Genomic DNA, 22,950 nt, shown 5'->3' with positions numbered 1-22,950 from the left:
CTGTTCTTATGTTATAATTAATTCATTATGAAAAATCCTGAAGCTAAAAATAAGAATATCGTGGATATGTCCCTGAAGGACATGGAGGCCTACAGGTCCGGAAGACTTAGCATCGGCAAGGAAAGAGCCAGGAACATATCCATCAAGTATAAAATGGCATTCATGACATTTCTGGTAGCGCTTATCCCAATGGCGGTGCTGACTGTTTTGATGCTGTTTTTTTATAACAGAGCCATTATGGAGCGTGGTAACAAGCACATCGAAGAGAACATCAGGATCATGTCCGACAGGATTGATTCGGTTCTGAAAAATGGTGAGCTCTGTTCCAACAATCTGACTATAGAATTCAGCGGCCTTTATAATGACAAGTCTATGAAGCAGGTTACAAGGGATTCCAGGATCATATCCCAGCTATCCCAGTCACTGCTTATCTATAACGGAATCTCATCAATTGTTTTCATTGATACTCAGGGGCATTTTTACGCAACGGACCCGGTGCTTCAGGGCATGGAAAAAGAAATCAGGGAATCCGAATATGTAAAAGAGCTTCAAATTGCGGGAGGAAAGACTTTTCTCCTGAATCCTACTGAAAATATCATGACAAGAGATGATAAGGAGATCATAACCATGGGCAAGCACGTTATAAATGTGCTTACAGGAACTCCCTTCGGATATCTTTTTATCAACATGAATAAGGATTATCTTATCGAATCCTCCTACAGTGATATCAGTTACTATTTTCTCTATGATCCTGGCGGCGTTTGTATTTCCATGTCTGATGCCAAGAACCCTATCTACAATGATACAGAGCTTATTAACTCTCTTTATCAGGGAAAAGAAAACAGCATAAAATACAACAAGGAAAAATATCTTATAGCAAGAGATACGCTTAAACAGTATGACTGGATGATCGTGGGAGTTACCAATCTGAACAGGTTCAATGTTACCGGTAAAGACCTTCGTTTTATCCTGAGCACAACCTTCGGACTTACGGCGATACTTCTTTTACTGTCAATGACAGTCTCGGTAAACATGATCACCAGGCCCCTAAAAATGCTTCATGACGGTGCGGAGCAGATAGCTGAAGGGGATATGAGTTTCAGATTCAGGTTTAAATACAAGGACGAGATCGGAAGGCTGGGACGAATCTTCAACTATATGACCCAGAGAAATCTTGAGCTTCTTAAGCAGGTTGATGACGAGGCCAAGAAGAAAAGAGAATATGAGCTGGCTCTTATTCAGGAGCAGGTTAAGCCCCATTTTCTGTATAATACGCTGGATATAATCATTATGCTTATTGAAATGAACCGTTCCAAGGAAGCAGCCAGGGTAACTCAGAAGCTGGCAAATTATTACAAGAACTCTCTGTCCGGCAGCGAAGAGATAGTAACGGTTATGAGAGAAAGTCAGATAATAAGGGATTACCTGGACCTTCAGACCATGAGATACGGCGATAAATTCAGTTATGAGATAGATATCGACGAGGCTATAGATAACTGCCAGATTCCAAAGATGACCCTGCAGCCTCTGGTTGAGAATGCTATTTATCACGGCATCAAGAATAAGGCAGAGTGGGGCAAGATAACAGTGTCAGGAAAAATGGTGGTTCGTGGCGAAAGCAATTCCTGCGAGCTGATCGTTGAAGACGACGGAATAGGCATGGATGCTGAGGAGCTAAAACAGCTGAACAGCCTGCTTTCTGAGGACGTCAAGAGTATGACCATGGATGATTCTGATGCTCCGGAAAAAGACGCCGGGATTTCAGACCATGATTCCACTAAGGGAGGCAGCCATTTTGGTCTCTACAGTGTTTCTCACAGAATTAAACTCTATTTTGGCAATGAGTACGGCGCAAGGATAGAGAGCACCAAGGGGAGCGGCACAAAGGTTGTGATCATGCTTCCTTACACAGAATAATGAACCGGAGAATCAGAACATGATTAAGATAATGATCGTAGATGACATGCCGATCTTTCTTGAATATTTAAGGGGCTGCATTGACTGGAATGCCTATGGATTTGAGATCTGCTGCGAGGCCCATGACGGGAAGGAAGCGCTGGAGAAAATTGAAGAGTACTATCCTGATGTGGTTCTGACAGATATTACCATGCCCTATATAAACGGCCTTGAACTGGCTGAGCGTATTACCAAGGACTATCATGATATATCAGTTATTCTCATAACGGGAAACAACGAATTTGAGTACGCCAGAAAGGCTGTAAAGATAGGCGTTTGTGACTATATAGTCAAGCCCTTTGAAAAAGAGGAGCTTATCCTGAGCCTTTTGAAGCTTCAGGACAATATCGTAAAGGCTGTTGAGAATACTGACATGACTCCGGGACAGAAGAATCTGGAGGACAGGCTCAGGGCTCTTGTTTACGCCGGCTGCGGAAGTGGCAGGGAAAGTGAAGAGGAGGCTTTATCTCTTTTTTACGACGAGGCGGACAGGGATAAGATACCTGAAGAAGCCAAGGAAAAGGGTATTCTTCTTGCTCTTTTTAAGTTTGACATCACTGACATGGGGGACAAGGCGGACTCTGTTGAAAGCCTCATGAACTGGGAGAGGCTCATTGCCAGAATGCTTGAGGATAAGCTGGAGATCCAGGGTAAATTCAGGATCTTCCATGACTATGAGAATAACATTGTTGTGCTTATGAGATTTGATGATGACAAGGAGCTTGTAAGCTATAAGGGTTATGAATTTTCCGATCTTATTCAGGTTGTCAAAAATCAGCTTGAAATAGACAGTGTTATAGCTCTGTCCAGAGCGGACAGCATTTCTGCGGTGAAGGGAGCTTATGAAAAGGCCCTTAACTATCTGGCAGGAAAGGGCTTTGGAAGGTTTTTTGACATTAGAAACAATAATGATAGTGTTTCCTACACCTCACTGGATGCTATTTTCAGGCTGAACAAGGATATCGAGAGCCTTCAGGCTGAGGATGCCGAGGATGCCATAAATGAGCTGTGGAACAGGATAAGGGAAAGAAATCAGGCTGCATCAGGGGATGGAGCAGGAGGTTTTACTGAGATGAATCTTCTTAGCAGCGCCGTAAGTATTTTGATGACCAATATTATCAGTTCAGGTTTTTCACTTGATAAGATATACGGGGATGATTTTGTTCCGGAGAAGTTTTTTGCATCTGCCGATACCCCGGAGAAGATGAGGGAAAATGTCATTTACCTTTACAAGAAGAGAATCGAATTTGAAAAGGGCAAAAAGGTAAGTAAAGAACATGATGTGGCCCAGGCTGCAAAGGAATATATCGAAGGCAATTACTCCAACGCAGGGATGTCTATTTCGGATATTTCCGAGGCTCTGTGTGTAAACCAGACCTACCTTCGCAAGATGTTTAAGAGTGAGATGAACATGACCCTCACGGAGTATATTACCCAGTACAGAATGCAGGAGGCCAAAAGGCTTATCACAAGCACCGAAGAAAAGCTATCGGCTATCGCGGAGCAGGTGGGATACAGCGATGTAAGCTATTTTTCCAATGTGTTTAAAAAGTTCTACGGCACGTCCCCAAGGAGTATGACAAGAAGCGAATGATAGGGCCTGACAGGCCTCTGACCGGGCGTTAGTTTCTTACAAAACTTGAATATGCTCATATTCTTAGGTATAATCAAAGGAGCGCGTTTTTTAGTTGTTGAGGAGGTTGGTATGGAATTATTAGAGATTTGTAAGAGGGCCAAAAGCACTAAGTATACAATTCAGAATCTGACGACAGATCAGAAGAATAAAGCTCTTTTAGCAGTAGCAGACGGGCTTATTAAGGATTCTGCCGACATTATCGCCGCCAACCAGAAAGACTATGAGCGCGGTGAGCAAAACGGCATGCATCCCGGCATGCTGGACAGGTTGATGCTTAATGATAAGAGAATTCAGGCTATGGCTGAGGGACTTAGGCAGGTTGCAGACCTGGAGGATCCCATCGGCACTGAAATAGAGAGTTTCGACAGACCAAACGGTCTTCATATCAGGAAGGTAAGAGTGCCTCTTGGAGTTATCGGAATCATTTATGAATCGAGACCCAATGTTACGGCAGATGCCTTCAGTCTTACTTTTAAATCCGGTAACGCAGTTATATTAAAGGGTGGAAGCGACGCCATAAACAGCAATATCGCCATCACCAATTCCATCAGAAATACACTTTCACAGCAGGGAATTGACCCTGATGCGGTTCAGCTTATTGAGGATACGGACAGAAGCGTTACAACACAGTTCATGCAGATGAACGATTATGTTGATGTTCTTATTCCCAGAGGAAGTGCGGGGCTTATCAGAGCAGTTGTGGAGAATTCCAACATTCCCGTTATCGAGACAGGAACCGGCAATTGTCACATTTATGTGGACAAGGATGCTGACCTTGAGAAGGCAATTCCAATCATCATCAATGCCAAGACCCAGAGAATTGGCGTATGTAACGCAGCTGAATCGCTGGTTGTTCATGAAGATATCAAGGATGCTTTTTTACCATTGTTTGCCAAGGCTATGAAGGAGCACAATGTAGAGATCAGAGCCGACAAGGAGGCGAAAGCAGTTCTTGCAGATGCGCTGGACGCCACAGAAGAGGATTTTGGCAAAGAGTATCTTGATTATATTATTTCTGTTAAGACAGTTAAAAATGTGGATGAAGCGATAGACCATATTAACAAATATAACACCGGACATTCTGAGTCCATTATCACAGAGAACAAAGAGACTGCAGAGAAGTTCCTGGGAAGAGTGGATGCAGCCTGTGTTTATCACAATGTTTCCACAAGATTTACCGATGGATTCGAGTTCGGCTTTGGTGCTGAGATAGGCATCAGCACACAAAAGCTTCATGCAAGAGGTCCCATGGGACTTAAGGAGCTTACATCTTATAAGTACCAGATTTTGGGAAATGGTCAGATAAGATAAATTATATGGGGATTTTGGAGGGTTACATATGGCTTTGACCAAAGAGGAACTTCTTGGGGCCAAGGAGCACATAATAGAGGTTTCCAGAGAATTACACGATATAGGACTGCTGGTTAGAACCTGGGGGAATATCAGCTGCAGGATCGATGCAGAGCATTTTCTCATAACACCCAGCGGAATCAGATATGAAGATCTGACTCCCGAGATGATAGTGGCAGTCAACATTAACGATCTGTCCTACGAAAGCAAGTACAAACCATCAAGTGAGAAGGCTGTACATGCTGCCTGCTACAAGGTTCGTAACGATATCAGGTTCATAGTGCACACGCACCAGGTGTATGCTTCCTGCGCAGGAACTCTTGGCCTTAAGAAGATAGTTACTTATTCAGAAGACAAGGACATTATGATTCCCGTTGCACCTTACGCACTCCCCGGCACTGAGAAGCTCGCCGACAATGTATATCGCACGGTAAAAAAGTACAGTGATTCAAATGGAATTATAATGGCCAATCATGGCACTATCTGCATGGGCAAGAACTCAAGAGAAGCAATCTACGAAGCCGAGAATATGGAGGTTGCCTGCAACAATTTCCTTATCGATGTATGTAAGACCGATATGCATCATGGTGTAGAGGTCGGTTTTAACTCTCACAAGGAAGAAGGCGTTATCATCTACGATATAGCTGATACACCGGAGAGAGTTAAGCGTATTCATGAAGAAATCTACAGAAGAAGACCGGATGTTAAGTATATCATCCATAACAAATCCGAAGCGGTCATGACAGTATCAAGAAGAGCCAGTCACATGAGGCCTCTGTTGGATGACTTTGCACAGCTCATAGGCTACAGCGTTAAGGTTCCCAGCAACGAGCACGGCAAGGATGGTCAGAACTTCCATAATATCAAGAAAAATGTCAATGCAATATTTGCGCTGAATGACGGCGCTTACTGTGTAGGCAGTAATGAGGATGATGCAATGGCAGTGGCTACAGTGCTTGATAAGGGCTGCATTGCTTATATTGCGGTAATGAGACACGGAGAAGGACATTATCTGTCACTTCTTGAATGCTACAAGATGAACAGACATTACAGGAAGTCATATTCAAGACTTGCGGATATTCATTCCTCCAAGAAGAACACCAAGAATAAAAAGAGCAGATAATCAGCTCTTTGGGAGTATTTATGATTAAACGACCTGAATATATTTCCAAGGGAGATACAATAGGAATCACAGCTCCGGCATTTGCACCGTCTATTGAACCCTACAGTCTAATGTACGGTGTGGCTGTAAAAAAGCTTAAGGAACGTGGCTACAACATCATTGAGGGACCGACAGTATTTACCGGCGACGGTATAGGAATCAGCACAGACCCCAAAGTATGTGCCAAAGAACTGGTTGAATTCTACACACGAGATGATGTGGATGCTATTATATCTGCCGGCGGCGGTGAGCTGATGAACGAGACCATAACCTATGTGGACTTTGAAGCGCTTAAATCCGCTAAGCCTAAGTGGTTTCTGGGATATTCCGATAATACCAACTTTATATTCCCTCTGGTTACTATTAGCGGTGTAATGGGAATATACGGACCTTGCATTTGTCATTTTTCCAAGGCTTGGGAAAAGCCTGAGGATGATGTATTTGCTCTTTTGGAAGGGACAGGCACGAGCTTTACCGGCTATGACAGATTCGTAAGACCAAGGCCAAGAACTTCGCCTCTCGAGGACGGAGCGCCAAGAGATGAGGCGAGCCTTGAGAAGGTATTCAGCGTTCCTTATGATTATGATGCGGATAAGATACTGGTTTCTTATGACTGCGTAGGAGGCAAGGCGGTTAAGGCGGGTGATTCACAGACTCTTAGCATGAGCGGAGTGCTCCTCGGAGGTTGTCTTGATGTGCTGGAACATCTTGTAGGTACCAGATTTGACAACATGAAGAAGTTCAATGAAGAGAATCCGGATGTTATCTGGATGCTGGAAGCCTGTGATTTTACTACTTTGGAAATAAGAAGATCTCTTTGGAATCTGAGGGAAGCCGGATGGTTTGACAGTGCGAAGGGATTTCTTATCGGAAGACCCTATGGAGCTTTTGAGAGCAACATAATGGGTGTTGATCAGTACAATGCGGTTACAGCCATGCTGGAAGGCTTGGGAGTGCCGATAATTCTGGATGCTGATTTCGGACATCTGGATCCGCAACTTGCGCTTGTTATGGGGGCTAAGGCAAGCGTAACAGTAACAGGAAATGATATGAGGGTTGATTATTTAAATGGTTAAAACAATGCAAAGAGTTCTTCTGGCATTAACTGGAGTCCTGATTATTGTGATAATAATGGGACTCTTTGTTTTTGGAAATGACAGTGAGAGCGAAGATTTAGCAAGTTCACAAGACAGTAACATATTTGAGGAAGTCAGTGCGCTGGAAGCTCTGAGTGTAGGGGCAATTGACGGAGACACTCTTAGAGCCGAGCACGGAATTGACAACTCTTCGGTTGCGGGAGCGTCAAGGGAGCCAAGAAACTGCGTGGTAGATATTTCGCTCAGGTCTATTCAAAAAGACCTGAAGATCAAGTTCTCCGACAGCGAGACAGGTAAGCTGATAGACAAGGTACCTTTTACCGTGTCTGTTAAGAGCAGTGAAGGCACAAATATCTACGATGATACCGACAGAGATGGAATTATCTATATTCCTACAGTACCCACCGGAGATATAACAGTCTTTATGTCTGATATTACTGAGGGCGATGCCACCTACAGAGCATCCAAATCCCAGACCATTACAGTTGCTGAGAAAATCCAGTATGCCAAGATTGATGTCTCCGATGAGATCAAAACCGAGGATCAGGTCAACGTGGCAGAGGAAGATACCAAAGTTCAGGATGTGGATGAAACAACAGGCGGAGCTGATGGCAAAAGCTCTGATGCCGCTGCGGAAACAGCTACAGAACCTCAGGAATCCTATGATGAGGATATTTCAGAGGATGCTGAGGATCTGATCGCACAGATAGAAGAGGAGGCAGGGGCTGCCGAAATAAGCAGGCAGGCTCAGTCAGGTACCATTGACAGACCGGCCGAACCTGAGCAGCCAAGTAATGAAGAGGTGGAGCAGGCTCACGCCGGAACCAAAGGAATTGACGTATCCAAGCATAACGGAAATATTGACTGGGGTGCAGTTAAGGGAGCGGGTATTGATTTTGCCATTATAAGATGCGGCTACAGAGGCTCCAGCTCCGGAGCCCTTATTGTGGATCCGATGTTCTCCGCAAATATAAACGGCGCTAAGAATGCAGGTCTTAATGTGGGTGTATACTTCTTTTCCCAGGCTGTTAACGAGGCAGAGGCTGTGGAAGAGGCTTCCATGGTTCTTGAGCTGATAAGTCCCTATAGCCTTCAGTATCCTGTTTATATTGATGTTGAGAAGAGTAACGGACGAGGAGATGCTATAAGTGCGGATGAGCGTACTGCAGTTACAAGAGCCTTCCTGTCTACGATTCAAAACGCCGGATATTCCTGCGGTGTATATTCCAACAAGCTTTGGTTTGAGAATCGCATCAACACCGGAAGTCTTCTTGACTATAAGATATGGCTTGCCCAATATGTGGATCTGCCAACCTATACAGCTACCCGCTATGATATGTGGCAGTATACCTCCAAAGGACAGGTGCCCGGAATTGGCGGCAATGTTGATATGAATGTTTTGAAATAAAATCGTTTTCTGAAATATAAATCGCCGCAATAGTAATAACAAAATTATGATATTTAGAGAAATTTAATCGTTTACCTAAGTGGACATTGGCTATAATAAAATAGATGGACAACATATTTTTGTTATGAGAGAGGTGTATATATGTTTAGTAAGAATCGTTCTTTAAAAACTATTGTTGGAATTCTTTTCTCATTGTTACTGATGGTGGGGCTTGCCGGAAATACCGCCTATGCCTATAGCGAAATACCTGCTTGCTTTGACTTTGGTGATACGGTTCTTTCTATTGATGCCGGCGGATGCAAGGAGGTGTGGTTTAGGTCGACCTACAACTATACATATTTTGTTGGACCTCATACCAGTACAGGGACTTATTGTGAGTGCTCTTTCAAGAGTGGTACCGAATATATTAAGCTTCATATCGGAGCAGATGAGAAAGAGAAGAATGTCTTTTTCCATTTCTATGTAGATGATGATAAAGTGCCTACCAAGGATCTTCATGACAACATAGAAGTATATGTTCAGAAAGCGGCTGCAACATCAGAGTCTATTGCAGTATCAATCGCCGGCGGTAGCGGAACGCTCACAAGAACCGGAAATATTGCTATGCTGTACAATTCAAAGGGAGTTGCGATGGCATCCTTCTCATTATCCAAGGGAGCAGGAAATATGGCTTCAATAGGACTTAAGGGAGTTGCAAATAACGGAAGTAACTATTTTGACGTTGTATCGGGAAATAATGCCACACCTATGATATCTGAATCCGATAAGGCGGTGATGATTGCCAATGGATATGCAGGCGTGTGTGTGAACGGCGTATATAAGAACTGGCCATAAGATATTTATTTTACAGAAAAAATGGGCCAAGAGGATACTTGTAATCCTCTTGGCCTTAATTTTGCCTTATTTTAATCTGCTGATTTTACTTCCATCCAGGAATCGTTATAGAGCTTATCTCCATCTTCACCAAGGTACTGGTAAGACTCAGTGGGGAAGGTGCTAAGATCGGGGAAGGCCACTTTGGAATTTTTGATGTCCTCATCCTCGATATTCTCCTGAGCCACGGTATTGGGAGTGGAGTAGGTTATATATTCAAAGTTACGAAGAGCGATATCGCCTCTGCACATGAAATCAATCCACTTCTGGGCATTCTCCACGTTCTTGGAGCCTTTGGTGATAACCCAGGAATCAATCCATACATTGGTGCCTTCCTTGGGAACCACATATACAAGGTCAGGATTCTCTCTGGCGGTATAAATGGCTTCTCCGGAATAGATAACGCCAAGGGCTGCTTCTTCGCCGATCATTTTGTCTCTTACCTGATCGATAACATAGGCTTGTACGAGAGGTTTCTGCGCAATGAGGTCATCGGTGGCGACTCTGAGTTCATCCTCGTTTTTGGTATTCATGGAATAACCGTTTCTTAAGAGGGATACCATGAATGCGTCTCTTACTGAGTCCTGCATAAGGATCTGACCTGAATATTTCTCATCCCACAGGATATCCCAGCTGTCAACCACATCGTCAACCATGGTCTTATTATAGAGGATACCAACGGTTCCCCAGCAGTAGGGCACTGCGTATTTGTTGCCGGGATCAAAGTCGGAAGCGGATTCATAGTACTGGGCACCAATATTGGCTGAATTGGGAATGCTGCCAAAATCAAGCTCCTGAATCAGGTCATTTTGTATCAGCTTCTGAACCATATAATCAGAAGGGCACACAACATCATAGGCTGAGGAGTCCTGAGCAAGCTTGGCATACATGATCTCGTTGCTCTCAAAGGTATCGTATATTACCTTGATGCCTGTTTCTTCTTCAAATTCATCGATTACTTCTTCGTCAATGTATTCGCCCCAGTTGTATACATAGAGCTTGCCATTCTCTCCGGAGGCGGAATCGGAGCCACAGCCGGACAGGGCAAATACGGATACTGTCATGGCGACTGAAAGAATCATTGATATAATTCTTTTTTTCATAATTTCCCCTTTATTTTTTATTTGTCTTACTTGCAGGTGCTCTGTTGACGATGAACAAAAGAACCAGCACTACGACAAAGATTATTGCAGAAAGAGCGTAAATTTCAGGTTTAATACCTTTTTTGACCTCACTGTAGATAAGGGTTGAAAGTGTTTCAAAGCCCGAACCCTTGGTGAAGTAAGTGATGATAAAGTCATCAAGTGACATGGTAAAGGCCATGAGTGCTCCGGACACTATACCGGGAACAAGGTCCGGCAAAACAGTCTTGGAAAATGCATAAGCAGGTGAAGCACCAAGGTCCAGTGCTGCCTCATATACATAAAAGTTCATGTTCTTGATTCTTGGCATAACGCTCAGCATTACAAAGGGAATGTTGAAGGTTATGTGAGCCAGAAGAATAGTTGAAAAACCTGAACTTAAGTGAAGGAATCTAAAGAGCAGCATCAGTGATATACCTGTTACAATATCCGCATTGATCATGGGAATATTGGTTATGCCCATGATGACTGAGCGCATCTTTTTGCTGATTCCTATCATTGCTATGCAGGTAAAGGTTCCGATGATCGTTGAAAAAACAGTGGCTAGTACAGCGATGGTAAGAGTGTTCACAAGGGCTGAAGCAACAGCCTCATCGGACATAAGGTTCACATACCAGTTCAGGGTAAAGCCGCCCCATTTTGCCCTTGATTTACTTGAGTTAAAGGACAAAACGATCAAAGTAACTATGGGGGCATACATAAAGATCAAAAGGAGAGCAAGGTATACTCTTTCAAATACTTTTTTCATCATGAAAGCCCTCCCTGTTTATCAAATATTGATTCAACCACCATGTTGATCAGGATGAAGATCATAAGCACGATGGAGAGACCGCTACCAAGATGCCAGTCATAGAGCTGTGTAAATTCCTGCTCAATGACGTTACCGATCAGAAGTATCTTGGATCCGCCCAGCATTGTGGAAATCGCGAAGGTTGTAAGCGCCGGTATAAATACCATTGTGATTCCGCTGATGATACCGGGAACTGACAAGGGCAGTGTTATTCTCAAAAAGGTCTGTAAAGAGTTAGCTCCCAGATCTCTTGCTGCATTTATCACGTTGTCATCGATCCTTGACAGTGAGTTGTATATCGGAAGGATCATGAAGGGCAGGAAGTTATATACCATACCAAGGATAATGGCTGAAGGCGTGTTGATGATGTTTATTGTAGGCAGATGCAGGAATTCCAGCACTGTGTTGATAACACCTTTGCCTTCCAGAAGAGTCATCCAGGTAAGAGTCCTTAACAGGAAGTTCATCCACATGGGCAGTATAAAGAGGGTTACAAGAAAAGTATTCCTTTTAAGCTTCATGGAGGACAGGATCATTCCCAAAGGATAGGCCAATATAAAGCACACAAGGGTGCTGGCAAGGGCCAGAACAACAGAGCGCCTAAGTGCTTTGAGGTATCCGGGTTTGGCAATTGTGGCGATATTTGAAAAAGTCATGGCGCCGTGGGAGTCGGTAAGGCCGTAGTAAATGACCATGCAAAGGGGAACCACGATGAAAATCAGGGCCCAGGCAATGTATGGAGAGGACATTAGATAGGCGCTTTTTTTATTCTTAAACAGTTTCACTGATTGCCTCCTCATCTTCAGACTCAGGTACGTTCATGATCTGAATATTAAAAGGATCTACCTTGATACCAATCTTGGAACCTACTTCTGAGAGCTTGGTTGAATGAACAAGCCATTCATAGCCATTAGCCATTACATCCATTTCATAGTGTACACCTTTGAAGGTGAGGCCTGTTACGACACCTTCGATGGTTCCTGCTTCAGGAGCGACAAGCTCAACGTCCTCAGGTCTTATAACAACGTCAACAGGCTTATTCTCACCGAAACCTGTATCTACGCAGTCAAACTTCGCACCGAGAATATCAACCAATTTGTCTCTTACCATGGTTGCACGGATGATGTTGCTGTCACCGATAAAGTCTGCAACAAAGGCATTCTCAGGTTCATTGTAGATTTTCTCCGGTGAGCCTTCCTGCTGGATGTAGCCCTGGTTCATTACAACGATATGATCTGACATTGTAAGAGCTTCTTCCTGATCATGGGTTACGTAGATGAAGGTGATGCCAAGCTCTTCTTTGAGTCTCTTAAGCTCATACTGCATGTCTTGGCGCATCTTAAGGTCCAGTGCCCCGAGTGGCTCGTCCAGAAGAAGAACCTTGGGTTCGTTAACAATAGCTCTGGCGATGGCGATTCTCTGCTGCTGACCGCCGGAGAGTGAGTCGGGCATACGGTTCTCGTAGCCTTCGAGATTAACCAGTTTCAGCGCATAGCTGATTTTGTCTCTGATGTATGCATCGGATTTGTTCTTGATCTTAAGTCCAAATGCGATATTGTCAGCGATATTCATATGGGTAAAAAGAGCATACTTCTGAAAGACAGTGTTGAGCTGTCTCTTGTTGGGTGCGAGAGAGGTGATATCCTGTCCGTCAAAAATGACACGGCCCATATCAGGCTTCTCAAAGCCTCCGATTATTCTAAGGGTTGTGGTCTTACCACAGCCTGAAGGCCCCAGCAGTGTAACGAAGGAATTCTCATATATTGAAAGATTAAGGTCATCCAGAATAGTGGTGCCGTCGTAAGATTTCGTGATATGTTCAAGAGTTATCAGATCTTTTCCCATTTTCATACTCCTCTTTTTTCTTATAATTATAAACAATCTACTTTATTTTAATAAAGTCAGCACTAGTGTCAATTACTTTTTACATATTTAAAGTTTTTTTTTCTTGTGTTAGAATGATGTTAAATGCAAGATTATTCATAAGGCTTAGGAGGCATGTTTTACAATGGCTGGAAAAGACAAGTATGTAGCTTATGTTTCAAGCTATACTTCGGGACTTGGTACCAAATACGGAATCAGGATCTATGACGTGGATCTCAAGAACGGACGACTTACAGAGAAACAGAAGGTTGAGATCACCAATTCCTCATATATAGGCATTTCTCATGACAACAAGACTCTTTATTCCATTACCGATGCGGGTGTTGAGTCCTATCATATTCTTGAGGACGGAAGCCTTGAATTTCTTAATGAGGCTTCAATTAACGGAATGAGAGGATGCTATCTCAATGAAGATCAGCATGACAATTATCTTATAACCGCCGGATATCATGATGGCAAGGTCACAATCCTCAAACTTAACGAGGATGGTTCCATCGGCGAGATAACCGATGAGAGATATCACAAGGGTCTTGGCACAGCAGCCGGCAGAAACCATGTACCTCATGTACAGTGCATCAAGGTTTCCAAGGACAACAAATATCTGCTTGCTGCAGATCTTGGTATGGATAGAGTTAATATTTATTCTCTGGACATTAATACAGGTAAGATCAAAGAGGTTGATGTTATCCACTGCGATCAGGAATCATCACCCAGACATATGCAGTTCTCCAAGGACGGCAAGTTCCTCTATGTATGCCTTGAACAGAAGTGCGGTATAGACGTATATCAGTATGAAGAGATCGACGGAGAGCCTGAATTCACTAAGATTCAGTCAGTATCCAATTCAGATGAGTCGGATTCTCTTGGCGTTGCAAGCTCAGCTCTTACATTCTCCGAGGATTACAATTATCTCGTTAGCTCAACAGCAGGAGAGAACAATGTTGTAGTATATAAGGTTGACAAGGAGACCGGTCTTCTTACCAAGAAGATTCAGCTTCCTATAGCGGGAGAGTATCCCAAGGATGCAGCTCTTTTCCCTGATAACAAGCATCTTGTATCCCTTAACCACGAGTCTGATTCACTTACATTCTTCACAGTGGATATGGACAAGGGAACACTTGTAATGAACGGACCTGAGCTTCCTGTTTCAAGACCGAACTGCATTGTATTCCATAAGCTTGATAATGTAAAAGAGAAAAAGTAATAGATAAATAACCGGATTATTTAAGCCATGTATCTTGACGAGTCGAGATACATGGCTTTTTGTATGAGACAGATAATTAGTAAAAAGGTAATGCTTATAGTTATTTGTTATAGAAATCGGTAATATAAGAGGCCCTGCTGGACATGTTTGAGATCATGAGATCCAAAAGAACAATGGCACACATGGCTTCTACGACTACGACAGCCCTGGGAACAACAACGGGATCATGGCGACCGTGGATGTTGATATCGATATTTTCTCCGGACTTGTTAATGGTCTGCTGAGTTCTGGCAATACTTGGAGTGGGCTTGATATGAGCGCGGAGAAGAATGTCGCTGCCGTCACTTATGCCACCGATAATGCCGCCGCTGTGATTGGTTTTCTTGGTAACTTTGTCACCTGACATGATAAAGTTGTCATTGTTTTCGGAACCTTTGTATCGTGAAACGGAAATGCCGTCTCCGAATTCCACTGCCTTCACAGCACCGATACTTACAACGGCCTGTGCCAACAGAGCATCAAGCTTGTCAAAAACAGGTTCTCCGACTCCTGCAGGAACGCCTGTTATTCTGCATTCTATCGTGCCGCCGATGGAATCTTCCTCTTCACGGCATTTTCTGATTAGTTCCATGGCTCGTCCACTGGCCTTGACATCAGGCATTGAGGTAGGTGTTCTGGTAATTGCATCTTTGTCAAAAGAGGAGTAGTCAATCTCAACGTCACCGATGGATCTGGTATATGCCATAACTTCTATGCCCATCTGCGACAAAAGCTTCTTGCAAAGAGCACCTGCGGCAACCCGGCCTACAGTTTCTCTTCCGGAGGATCTACCGCCGCCTCTGTAATCTCTGAAACCATATTTGGCATCAAAACAAAAGTCAGCATGACCGGGGCGATAATAGTTCGCGATATCACTATAATCAGAAGATCTCTGGGAAGTGTTGCGGACTAGGAGAGCAATAGGTGTTCCTGTGGTTTTACCCTCGAAAACTCCGGACAGTATCTCCACCAGATCGTCTTCCTTCCTCTGTGTTGTTGCCTCGCTGGTTCCGGGCTTACGTCTGTCAAGGAGTTTCTGAATGTCCTCCGGGTTTAGCTCCATGCCTGAGGGGAAGCCGTCAATCACGACACCCAAAGCTGTTCCGTGGGATTCACCGAAGGTTGAAATTCTGATATTTTTACCAAAGCCTGAACCTGCCATAAATACCTCTTTTCCGAATAATTTCTCAAATTGTATTTAAAAGTTATTATAAGCTAACACCCATGGCTGCGCCATCTTTTTATTTTGACCAAATAAGTTAATGGAATATTAGCAAAAACTAATGAAATTATCATAAATTCGAGCTATAATGTAAAGCGTAATTTTATTTTAATTTTCAAAATATCCGAATCTGAGGGGATTTCTGATATGAATGCGGGGAATTTGCAGAAGAAACTTACCTTTAAGCAGAAGGTGGTTTCTAAGGTTGAGAAGTTTAATCGAAAGCACAAAAGGCTTTTTTTTCTAGGTATAGCCTATGCTTTATCAATGATATTTTGTTACAATGTACTGTTTTATTTCTACAGAAACGCCAAGCGTTTTACTTCTCTTGCGTGCATAGTACTGTTTTTTGCAACCAGCAGTAGCTTTGCATATCCGACAATGTCTGTGGGAATCAGCTTTGCAACACAGGTTAATACTCCGGTTAATGACAGTCTATCATCGGAGGCTGTTTCTGATACTGTAATTTCAGATACCGTTGTTACAGAATCCGACGCAAGACTTGCTGTTATTGAAGATGTCGATACTTCACTTATTGAGGAGGCCAAGGACAGCGAGAACCCAGATGTTGCAGAGGCAGAACATCTGGATCCACAGAAGCAGGCTTCCCTTGACGATATTCTGAATGCTACGGGAGATGACTCTTATGAGGAAGAGGATTCGGATTCTACCGTAGATACAGAATCAGGAACGACTGAGTTTAACAGCGATGACTGGAAGCTTATTCTTGTTAACAAACAGCATCCTATACCGGATGATTATGAATTTCATCTCGGAACCATCAGCGGCAATCTTCGCTGCGATGAGAGAATAATCACACCGCTTCTTGATATGATGAAAGCTGCAAGGAAGGATGGGGTCAGCCTGATTATCTGTTCGCCTTACAGAGATATGGACAGACAGACGATGCTCTTTAATAACAAGGTGAAGAGGTATATGGAAAGCGGTATGTCCTATATGGATGCTTTTAATCTGGCATCTCAGGCAGTTACCGTTCCGGGAGCATCCGAGCATCAGATCGGACTTGCTATTGATATCATAAGTGATGGGTATTCAAGCCTTGATGAAGGCTTTGGTAATACTGCAGCCGGCAAATGGCTGGCCGCCAACAGTTACAAATATGGCTTTATCCTCAGATACCCCAAGGGAAAAGAGGATATTACCAGTATAGAATTCGAGCCATGGCATTTCAGATATGTTGGGGTTGACGCAGCCACATTTATATCGGAAAATGATATCTGCCTGGAGGAATTCTGGAGTATTTACGTTAAATAAATAAGAGGTTTGAATGTATAAAATAATTAAGAAGGACGGAAATGCCAAGAGAGCTGAGTTCACTACAGTTCATGGCAAGATTCAGACACCTGTTTTCATGAATGTGGCTACTGTAGCAGCCATTAAGGGTGGTGTATCAACGCAGGATCTTGAAGGAATCGATACTCAGGTGGTTCTGTCCAATACCTATCATCTGCACTTAAGACCGGGGGACGATGTGGTCTACAGAATGGGGGGACTTCATAAGTTTATGTCCTGTAATAAGCCTATTCTTACAGACTCAGGCGGGTTCCAGGTCTTTTCTCTTGCTAAGACAAGAAAAATCAAGGAAGAGGGAGTTTACTTCCACTCACATATCGACGGTCACAAGCTCTTCATGGGACCGGAACAGAGTATGAGGATTCAGTCTCATCTTGGCTCAACAATTGCCATGGCCTTTGATGAGTGCCCTTCCGCCAAGGCTGAACACGAATATGTTCAGATGTCGGTGGATAGGACAACAAGATGGCTTAAACGCTGTAAGGCTGAAATGGACAGGCTCAACGGACTTCCCTATACGGTTAACCCGCATCAGATGCTGTTTGGTATTAACCAGGGAGCGATATTTGATGATATCAGAATAGAGCATGCCAAGATCATCAGTGATCTGGATCTGGATGGATATGCGGTGGGCGGTCTTGCTGTAGGAGAGAGCCACGAAGAGATGTACCATGTTTTGGAGACAGTAGTGCCTTATCTTCCTGAGAATAAACCTACATATCTCATGGGAGTCGGAACTCCTGCCAATATTCTTGAAGCTGTTGAAAGAGGAGTAGACTTCTTTGACTGCGTATATCCAAGCAGAAACGGTCGTCATGGCCATCTATACACGAACAGAGGTCATATCAATCTTTTGAATGCCAGATATGAGCTGGATGACAGCCCTATAGAGGAAGGCTGTAAATGTCCTGCCTGTCAGAGATATTCCAAGGGCTATATCAGGCATCTTCTTAAGGCCAATGAGATGCTGGGACTTCGCCTTTGTGTTCTTCACAATCTGTATTTCTACAATCATATGATGGAAGAGATCAGAGATGCCATAGAAGCCGGAAACTTTGCTCAGTACAAGAAAAAGAAACTGGAAGGCATGCAGGAATTTGACGCAAATACCGTTTCAGACGGATATAACATTGCACGAAATTGGCGAAAAGGTTAATTTTGTAATGTAAAAAAAGGTTAAATATTGCATACTTGAATTATCATCTTATCTTTAGTATTATTTATTGGTGTATTATTAATCTTAAGTTTTTTGGAGGATATTATGGGATTATTACTTACAGCTGATGCTGCACAGGGAGCTACAGCAGGCGGCACATTTATGATGATCGCGGTTTACGTTGTTTTCATCGGATTCTTATACTTTATTATGATTCGTCCTCAGAGAAAGGAGCAGAAGCAGAAGGCTCAGGTTCTTTCAGCTCTTGCAGTGGGCGATAGCGTACGTACAACAGGCGGTTTCTTTGGAACTGTTATCGATATCGATGATGACACTGTAATTGTTGAGTTTGGTAATAACAAGAATTGCCGTATCCCCATGGCTAAGGAAGCAATCGTAGAGGTTGAGAAGCCTGAGGATGCTGTTGTAACATCTGATGATTCAAACGATACCAAGAAGAAGTAAGTCAAAAATGACTCTTATGAAAGCCTGGTTGGGGTCACCCAATCGGGCTTTTTAAAAATACGCGTTGGGAGGAGTTAATATGAGTAACATACCCTATAAGATTTACTTAGAGGAGAACGAATTACCCAAGGATTGGTACAATGTCAGGGCAGATATGAAGAAGAAGCCCGCACCCATCCTTAACCCTGCAACACTTAAGCCGGTAACAGTTGATGAGCTGTCACACATTTTCTGCCACGAACTGGCACTTCAGGAGCTCAATGATACCGATGCCTACATTCCGATTCCGGATGAGATCAGAGAGTTTTACAAGATGTACAGACCTTCACCTCTTGTAAGAGCTTATTTCCTTGAGAAAAAGCTTGGAACTCCCGCTCATATCTATTACAAGTTTGAGGGAAACAATACCTCAGGCTCTCACAAGCTTAATTCCGCTATTGCTCAGGCATATTATGCCAAGAAGCAGGGCCTTAAGGGCGTTACCACAGAGACCGGAGCAGGTCAGTGGGGAACTGCACTTTCCATGGCCTGTGCATATTTTGATCTTGCCTGTCATGTATATATGGTTAAGGTTTCCTATGAGCAGAAACCCTTTAGACGTGAAGTAATGCGCACCTTTGGCGCAAGTGTAACACCTTCACCTTCTATGGATACTGAGATTGGAAGAAAGATCAACGCTGAGTTCCCCGGAACCAACGGATCTCTTGGATGTGCTATTTCAGAGGCTGTAGAGGCAGCTACCTCCAAGGAAGGCTACAGATACGTTCTTGGATCTGTACTTTCTCAGGTACTTCTTCACCAGTCTGTTATCGGTCTTGAGACCAAGGCAGCTCTTGATAAATACGGAATCAAGGCAGATACCATCATCGGCTGCGCAGGTGGCGGATCTAACCTTGGCGGACTTATTTCTCCTTTCGTTGGAGAGATGCTCAGAGGTGAAGCTGATTATGACATTATTGCTGTTGAGCCTGCTTCCTGTCCTTCACTTACAAGAGGTAAATATGCGTATGACTTCTGTGATACCGGTAAGGTATGTCCTCTTGCCAAGATGTATACTCTCGGAAGCGGATTTATGCCTTCAGCCAACCATGCCGGAGGACTTCGCTATCACGGCATGAGCTCAGTTGTTTCCGAACTGTACGATCAGGGACTTCTCTCAGCAAGAGCTGTGGAACAGACCAGTGTATTTGAAGCTGCTGAGATGTTCTCAAGAGTTGAGGGTATTCTTCCTGCACCTGAGAGTAGCCATGCTATCAGAGTTGCCATCGATGAGGCTCTTAAGTGTAAAGAGACAGGAGAAGAGAAGAACATTGTATTTGGTCTTACAGGAACAGGATATTTCGATATGGTGGCATATCAGAAGTTCAACGACGGTGATATGTCAGATTATATCCCTTCTGATGCTGAGCTTGAGAAGTCACTTTCACAGCTTCCGCAGGTTTAACTCAAATATTTACGGAGGAGATTATGAAGAAGAACATTACCTGTATTCCCGGTGACGGAATCGGACCTGAGATTGTTACAGAAGCTAAGAAGGTTCTTGATAAGGTTGCCGAGGTTTTTGGGCATGAATTTGTTTACAAAGATATTCTGATGGGCGGCTGTTCAATAGATGCCTGCGGTGTTCCTCTTACCGATGAGGCGATTGCCGATGCCAAGGCTGCAGATGCAGTACTTATGGGATCTATCGGAGGCAACACCTCTACATCGCCCTGGTACAAGCTTGAGCCTTCACTTCGTCCTGAGGCCGGACTTCTTAAACTTAGAAAGAGTCTTAATCTATTCGCTAATTTAAGACCTGCTTACCTTTATCCTCAGCTTAAGGATGCATGTCCTCTTAAGGCTTCAACCGGCGAGAAGGGCTTTGATATGCTGATTATGCGAGAGCTTACCGGTGGACTCTACTTTGGCGATAGACATACTGATGAAGTAGAGGGCGAACTTGTAGCAACTGATACACTTACTTACAAGGAGAGCGAGATCCGCCGTATTGCCATCCGCGCCTTCGATGTTGCAAGAAAGCGCAGAAAGAGCGTAATAAGTGTAGATAAAGCTAACGTCCTTGATTCCTCCAGACTTTGGAGAAAGGTTGTAGAGGAAGTTGCTAAGGACTATCCCGATGTAACTCTTGAACATATGCTTGTAGATAACTGTGCAATGCAGCTCGTTAAGGATCCTGCTCAGTTTGATGTGGTCCTTACTGAGAATATGTTCGGGGATATCCTTTCCGATGAAGCAAGCATGATTACCGGCTCCATTGGTATGCTTCCCAGTGCTTCACTTAATGACACGACATTTGGACTTTACGAGCCAAGTCACGGCAGTGCTCCGGATATCGCCGGACAGAACATTGCCAATCCTATAGCTACAATACTTTCCGCTGCAATGATGCTTAGATACAGCTTCAACTTTGACAAGGAAGCTGATGCAATTGAGAATGCTGTTAAAAAAGTCCTGGAAGAGGGCTATAGAACCGTTGATATTCTGCCTAAGTCAGAAGAATCGGCATTTACCAAGACCAGCTGCAGCGAAATGGGAGACCTGATTGCTGAACGAATCATTAATAGCTAAAACTGAAAAGAAGGTATACAATTTTTTACCCCATGAACCAGAGACCATTGCGGTCACGTTATTTATTATCGGGATGGGAGCCTATTACTTATGGAGAATGTTTGCCATTACTCCTGTATTTACGGAACTGTATACCTATTACAATTTCATCAGCAGAGGTCCTGTTTATTCGGCTTTGCACTGGACTATGCCAAATGACCATATAGGTTATGCGGTTATTGCTTCAATACTTACACTGCTTGGGAATTCTTATCTGGGACTTAGAGGAGTATCTTTTGTCTGTGCAATCGTCAATCTGATACTTATGTACAAGATAACTTCAAGATATTATTCTCACGGACTTCCACTGGCGTCGACAATTCTATATGCTTCCATGAAGATGGTGAATGAGTTCAGTGTTCAGGGAAGAGGTTATACACTTGGAACCACATGTTTTCTTGCCGGCATATATCTTTTGGGAGATATATGCAAAGCGGGAGAGAGCAGGAAACCGCATTTTAAGCTCCTTGGATTTTTCATGGTGCTTGGCATTTATACTGTGCCGATAAGTGTGTTATGGGTTTTACCTACCTGTGTTGCGGCTTTTACATTCCTCTTTATCAATGGAATGAGAAGTCGCAGCGTATATGGGAACAATTCCGAGAACATCTACTACAGAAAGCTTAAGGGTATACTTGGAGTTTCTGTTGTTTCCATGATTGTGACCGTGTTCTTATATTCTGCAGTGTGGCTGTCATTGGGAACCAATCTGCTGGTCAATGCGGAAGGTGCCATTGAGAAATACGGCGGGCTTAAGTCCTCAGTACTTCTGAGAACTCCGGGGAAAGCCTGGTTTACAGGTGCGGATCTGATGATGTCGCAGGCGTATGTACAAAAGATGGATACGCAGGCTTTCAGCAGGCAATTTGGTAATTGGATCTTTGAAGTTCTTGAGATGATCACTCCCGGCGTCAGCATGGTAGTCATTTTGTTCCTGGTAACAGGATTATCGGTACTGCTGGTAGAATGTATCAGACACTTTGAGTACAGCAGAACCGTTATTAATTTGATTGTTATTGTTAATTTTACTCTTGTGGGATTTATGCTTATAATCAGGCACGAACTTCCTTATGCTGAGAGTTTTTTCTTTGGAGGAGTTCTAATATCGCTGTGTATCTGCGGAGTTTTGGAGAAGATCATTAACTTCGGCATTCGCATCTACAACGGTATTATGGAAAATACAGATGCTGATAATGCACCCCATAAGGAAATTGAGATAATTAATAAAACAGATAAATGGTATAATTCAGCATTTGTGTATTTACCTGTTTTGGTGATATTTATCTACTTTTTGATACGTATTTCGGGTCCGCAGTTCAATATGCAGCTGGGTGAGAGGGAAAATGATCTTTTCAACTCACTGTATGTTGCGAATGTTTCAAATAAGAGCAAGATTGCCGCTCTGGACTGTGATCAGAGATATCTTTTGAAATTTGGTTGGAACATTGATTGTCTGAATACGGATGTAACAGGATGTGATCTGGTGATTCTTGATAAGGTCCTTCTCGAGGATGAATATCTGGGAGAAAATCATTGGAAATTCTATGCATTTCACGATGATATTAACTGGGACTATATTGAATCAATGCATGTCAGATATGAAAATGAAAATTTTTTGGTTTATACAAGGTAAAGGAGAGAG

Annotated in this window: 19 protein-coding genes; 14 read left to right on the top strand and 5 right to left on the bottom strand. The window is 43.3% G+C overall.

Translation table 11 applies throughout. From position 1 onward, the window contains the following. The first annotated feature begins 27 nt into the window (after window positions 1-27). From G588_RS0109285 to G588_RS0109255, 7 genes are all read left to right on the top strand, one after another. On the top strand, window positions 28-1,917 hold the full coding sequence (locus G588_RS0109285) for a cache domain-containing sensor histidine kinase (protein WP_081644301.1): 1,890 nt from the start codon (window positions 28-30) through the stop codon (window positions 1,915-1,917). A gap of 19 nt (window positions 1,918-1,936) precedes the next feature. Further along, entirely contained in the window at window positions 1,937-3,550 is a 1,614-nt protein-coding gene (locus tag G588_RS0109280) for a response regulator transcription factor (protein ID WP_022778459.1), read from the top strand. 111 nt (window positions 3,551-3,661) lie between these two features. Next, window positions 3,662-4,903, top strand: coding sequence for a glutamate-5-semialdehyde dehydrogenase (locus G588_RS0109275; protein ID WP_022778458.1), 1,242 nt, complete (start codon window positions 3,662-3,664; stop codon window positions 4,901-4,903). 28 nt (window positions 4,904-4,931) lie between these two features. Then, complete coding sequence (locus G588_RS21525) at window positions 4,932-6,065, top strand: class II aldolase/adducin family protein (RefSeq protein ID WP_022778457.1); 1,134 nt, start codon at window positions 4,932-4,934, stop codon at window positions 6,063-6,065. A 20-nt stretch (window positions 6,066-6,085) separates the two neighbouring features. Beyond that, window positions 6,086-7,180, top strand: coding sequence for a S66 family peptidase (locus G588_RS0109265; protein ID WP_022778456.1), 1,095 nt, complete (start codon window positions 6,086-6,088; stop codon window positions 7,178-7,180). After that, complete coding sequence (locus tag G588_RS21520; protein WP_022778455.1) at window positions 7,173-8,609, top strand: GH25 family lysozyme; 1,437 nt, start codon at window positions 7,173-7,175, stop codon at window positions 8,607-8,609. The genes G588_RS0109265 and G588_RS21520 overlap by 8 nt, the downstream gene beginning before the upstream one ends. A gap of 141 nt (window positions 8,610-8,750) precedes the next feature. After that, the gene (locus tag G588_RS0109255; RefSeq protein WP_022778454.1) at window positions 8,751-9,443 is read left to right on the top strand and encodes a hypothetical protein; all 693 of its coding nucleotides are present in this window, start codon (window positions 8,751-8,753) and stop codon (window positions 9,441-9,443) included. 71 nt (window positions 9,444-9,514) lie between these two features. Here the strand turns inward: G588_RS0109255 and G588_RS23355 are convergent, their stop codons facing one another. Genes G588_RS23355 through G588_RS0109235 form a run of 4 tightly spaced genes read right to left on the bottom strand, consistent with a single transcriptional unit; the run spans window position 9,515 to window position 13,259 of the window. Continuing rightward, a complete protein-coding gene (locus tag G588_RS23355; protein ID WP_035788213.1) occupies window positions 9,515-10,585 on the bottom strand; it encodes an ABC transporter substrate-binding protein in 1,071 nt (356 codons plus the stop codon). A gap of 10 nt (window positions 10,586-10,595) precedes the next feature. After that, a complete protein-coding gene (locus tag G588_RS23350) occupies window positions 10,596-11,375 on the bottom strand; it encodes an ABC transporter permease (RefSeq protein WP_330361411.1) in 780 nt (259 codons plus the stop codon). Beyond that, window positions 11,372-12,163: an ABC transporter permease gene (locus tag G588_RS0109240; RefSeq protein ID WP_443110866.1), complete on the bottom strand. Its 792-nt coding sequence runs from the start codon at window positions 12,161-12,163 to the stop codon at window positions 11,372-11,374. Before G588_RS0109240 ends, G588_RS23350 begins: the two co-directional genes overlap by 4 nt. Before the next feature lie 22 nt (window positions 12,164-12,185). Continuing rightward, window positions 12,186-13,259 carry an ABC transporter ATP-binding protein gene (locus tag G588_RS0109235; protein ID WP_022778452.1) on the bottom strand — a complete coding sequence of 358 codons (1,074 nt, stop codon included), beginning with the start codon at window positions 13,257-13,259 and terminating at the stop codon, window positions 12,186-12,188. Window positions 13,260-13,422: 163 nt separating this feature from the next. Between G588_RS0109235 and G588_RS0109230 the strand changes: the two genes are divergently transcribed. Beyond that, complete coding sequence (locus G588_RS0109230) at window positions 13,423-14,502, top strand: lactonase family protein (protein WP_022778451.1); 1,080 nt, start codon at window positions 13,423-13,425, stop codon at window positions 14,500-14,502. A 100-nt stretch (window positions 14,503-14,602) separates the two neighbouring features. On the opposite strand, the gene aroC is transcribed toward G588_RS0109230, so the two are convergent. Beyond that, window positions 14,603-15,703, bottom strand: a complete 1,101-nt coding sequence (gene aroC / locus G588_RS0109225; RefSeq protein WP_022778450.1) for a chorismate synthase — start codon at window positions 15,701-15,703, stop codon at window positions 14,603-14,605. A 207-nt stretch (window positions 15,704-15,910) separates the two neighbouring features. Between aroC and G588_RS21515 the strand changes: the two genes are divergently transcribed. The 6 genes from G588_RS21515 (at window position 15,911) to G588_RS0109195 (ending at window position 22,941) form a co-directional block, all read left to right on the top strand. Then, window positions 15,911-17,038, top strand: coding sequence for a M15 family metallopeptidase (locus G588_RS21515; RefSeq protein ID WP_022778449.1), 1,128 nt, complete (start codon window positions 15,911-15,913; stop codon window positions 17,036-17,038). Between the two features lie 13 nt (window positions 17,039-17,051). Then, entirely contained in the window at window positions 17,052-18,233 is a 1,182-nt protein-coding gene (tgt, locus tag G588_RS0109215) for a tRNA guanosine(34) transglycosylase Tgt (protein ID WP_022778448.1), read from the top strand. A 105-nt stretch (window positions 18,234-18,338) separates the two neighbouring features. Next, entirely contained in the window at window positions 18,339-18,698 is a 360-nt protein-coding gene (gene yajC, locus G588_RS0109210; protein ID WP_022778447.1) for a preprotein translocase subunit YajC, read from the top strand. A gap of 79 nt (window positions 18,699-18,777) precedes the next feature. Continuing rightward, window positions 18,778-20,142: a TrpB-like pyridoxal phosphate-dependent enzyme gene (locus G588_RS0109205; protein ID WP_022778446.1), complete on the top strand. Its 1,365-nt coding sequence runs from the start codon at window positions 18,778-18,780 to the stop codon at window positions 20,140-20,142. Between the two features lie 23 nt (window positions 20,143-20,165). Then, entirely contained in the window at window positions 20,166-21,269 is a 1,104-nt protein-coding gene (gene leuB, locus G588_RS0109200; protein ID WP_022778445.1) for a 3-isopropylmalate dehydrogenase, read from the top strand. Window positions 21,270-21,342: 73 nt separating this feature from the next. Then, entirely contained in the window at window positions 21,343-22,941 is a 1,599-nt protein-coding gene (locus G588_RS0109195; protein ID WP_196804967.1) for a glycosyltransferase family 39 protein, read from the top strand. Window positions 22,942-22,950: the final 9 nt, after the last annotated feature.

Source organism: Butyrivibrio sp. AE3009 (genome assembly GCF_000420845.1).
In the GTDB taxonomy this organism is placed as follows: domain Bacteria; phylum Bacillota; class Clostridia; order Lachnospirales; family Lachnospiraceae; genus Butyrivibrio.
The sequence above is the reverse complement of the archived record's forward strand: the minus strand, read 5'-3'. Positions and strand labels throughout refer to the sequence as shown.

What these genes read in the sequence shown, in the direction of transcription:
- G588_RS23355 (WP_035788213.1), bottom strand. Translation starts at nt 10,585, where the DNA reads ATGAAAAAAAGAATTATATCAATGATTCTTTCAGTCGCCATGACAGTA.
- G588_RS0109195 (WP_196804967.1), top strand. Translation starts at nt 21,343, where the DNA reads ATGGGAGCCTATTACTTATGGAGAATGTTTGCCATTACTCCTGTATTT.
- aroC (WP_022778450.1), bottom strand. Translation starts at nt 15,703, where the DNA reads ATGGCAGGTTCAGGCTTTGGTAAAAATATCAGAATTTCAACCTTCGGT.
- G588_RS21525 (WP_022778457.1), top strand. Translation starts at nt 4,932, where the DNA reads ATGGCTTTGACCAAAGAGGAACTTCTTGGGGCCAAGGAGCACATAATA.
- G588_RS0109255 (WP_022778454.1), top strand. Translation starts at nt 8,751, where the DNA reads ATGTTTAGTAAGAATCGTTCTTTAAAAACTATTGTTGGAATTCTTTTC.
- G588_RS0109285 (WP_081644301.1), top strand. Translation starts at nt 28, where the DNA reads ATGAAAAATCCTGAAGCTAAAAATAAGAATATCGTGGATATGTCCCTG.
- G588_RS0109275 (WP_022778458.1), top strand. Translation starts at nt 3,662, where the DNA reads ATGGAATTATTAGAGATTTGTAAGAGGGCCAAAAGCACTAAGTATACA.
- G588_RS21515 (WP_022778449.1), top strand. Translation starts at nt 15,911, where the DNA reads ATGAATGCGGGGAATTTGCAGAAGAAACTTACCTTTAAGCAGAAGGTG.
- yajC (WP_022778447.1), top strand. Translation starts at nt 18,339, where the DNA reads ATGGGATTATTACTTACAGCTGATGCTGCACAGGGAGCTACAGCAGGC.
- G588_RS0109240 (WP_443110866.1), bottom strand. Translation starts at nt 12,163, where the DNA reads ATGTCCTCTCCATACATTGCCTGGGCCCTGATTTTCATCGTGGTTCCC.
- G588_RS0109205 (WP_022778446.1), top strand. Translation starts at nt 18,778, where the DNA reads ATGAGTAACATACCCTATAAGATTTACTTAGAGGAGAACGAATTACCC.
- G588_RS0109235 (WP_022778452.1), bottom strand. Translation starts at nt 13,259, where the DNA reads ATGGGAAAAGATCTGATAACTCTTGAACATATCACGAAATCTTACGAC.
- tgt (WP_022778448.1), top strand. Translation starts at nt 17,052, where the DNA reads ATGTATAAAATAATTAAGAAGGACGGAAATGCCAAGAGAGCTGAGTTC.
- G588_RS23350 (WP_330361411.1), bottom strand. Translation starts at nt 11,375, where the DNA reads ATGATGAAAAAAGTATTTGAAAGAGTATACCTTGCTCTCCTTTTGATC.
- leuB (WP_022778445.1), top strand. Translation starts at nt 20,166, where the DNA reads ATGAAGAAGAACATTACCTGTATTCCCGGTGACGGAATCGGACCTGAG.
- G588_RS0109280 (WP_022778459.1), top strand. Translation starts at nt 1,937, where the DNA reads ATGATTAAGATAATGATCGTAGATGACATGCCGATCTTTCTTGAATAT.
- G588_RS0109265 (WP_022778456.1), top strand. Translation starts at nt 6,086, where the DNA reads ATGATTAAACGACCTGAATATATTTCCAAGGGAGATACAATAGGAATC.
- G588_RS0109230 (WP_022778451.1), top strand. Translation starts at nt 13,423, where the DNA reads ATGGCTGGAAAAGACAAGTATGTAGCTTATGTTTCAAGCTATACTTCG.
- G588_RS21520 (WP_022778455.1), top strand. Translation starts at nt 7,173, where the DNA reads ATGGTTAAAACAATGCAAAGAGTTCTTCTGGCATTAACTGGAGTCCTG.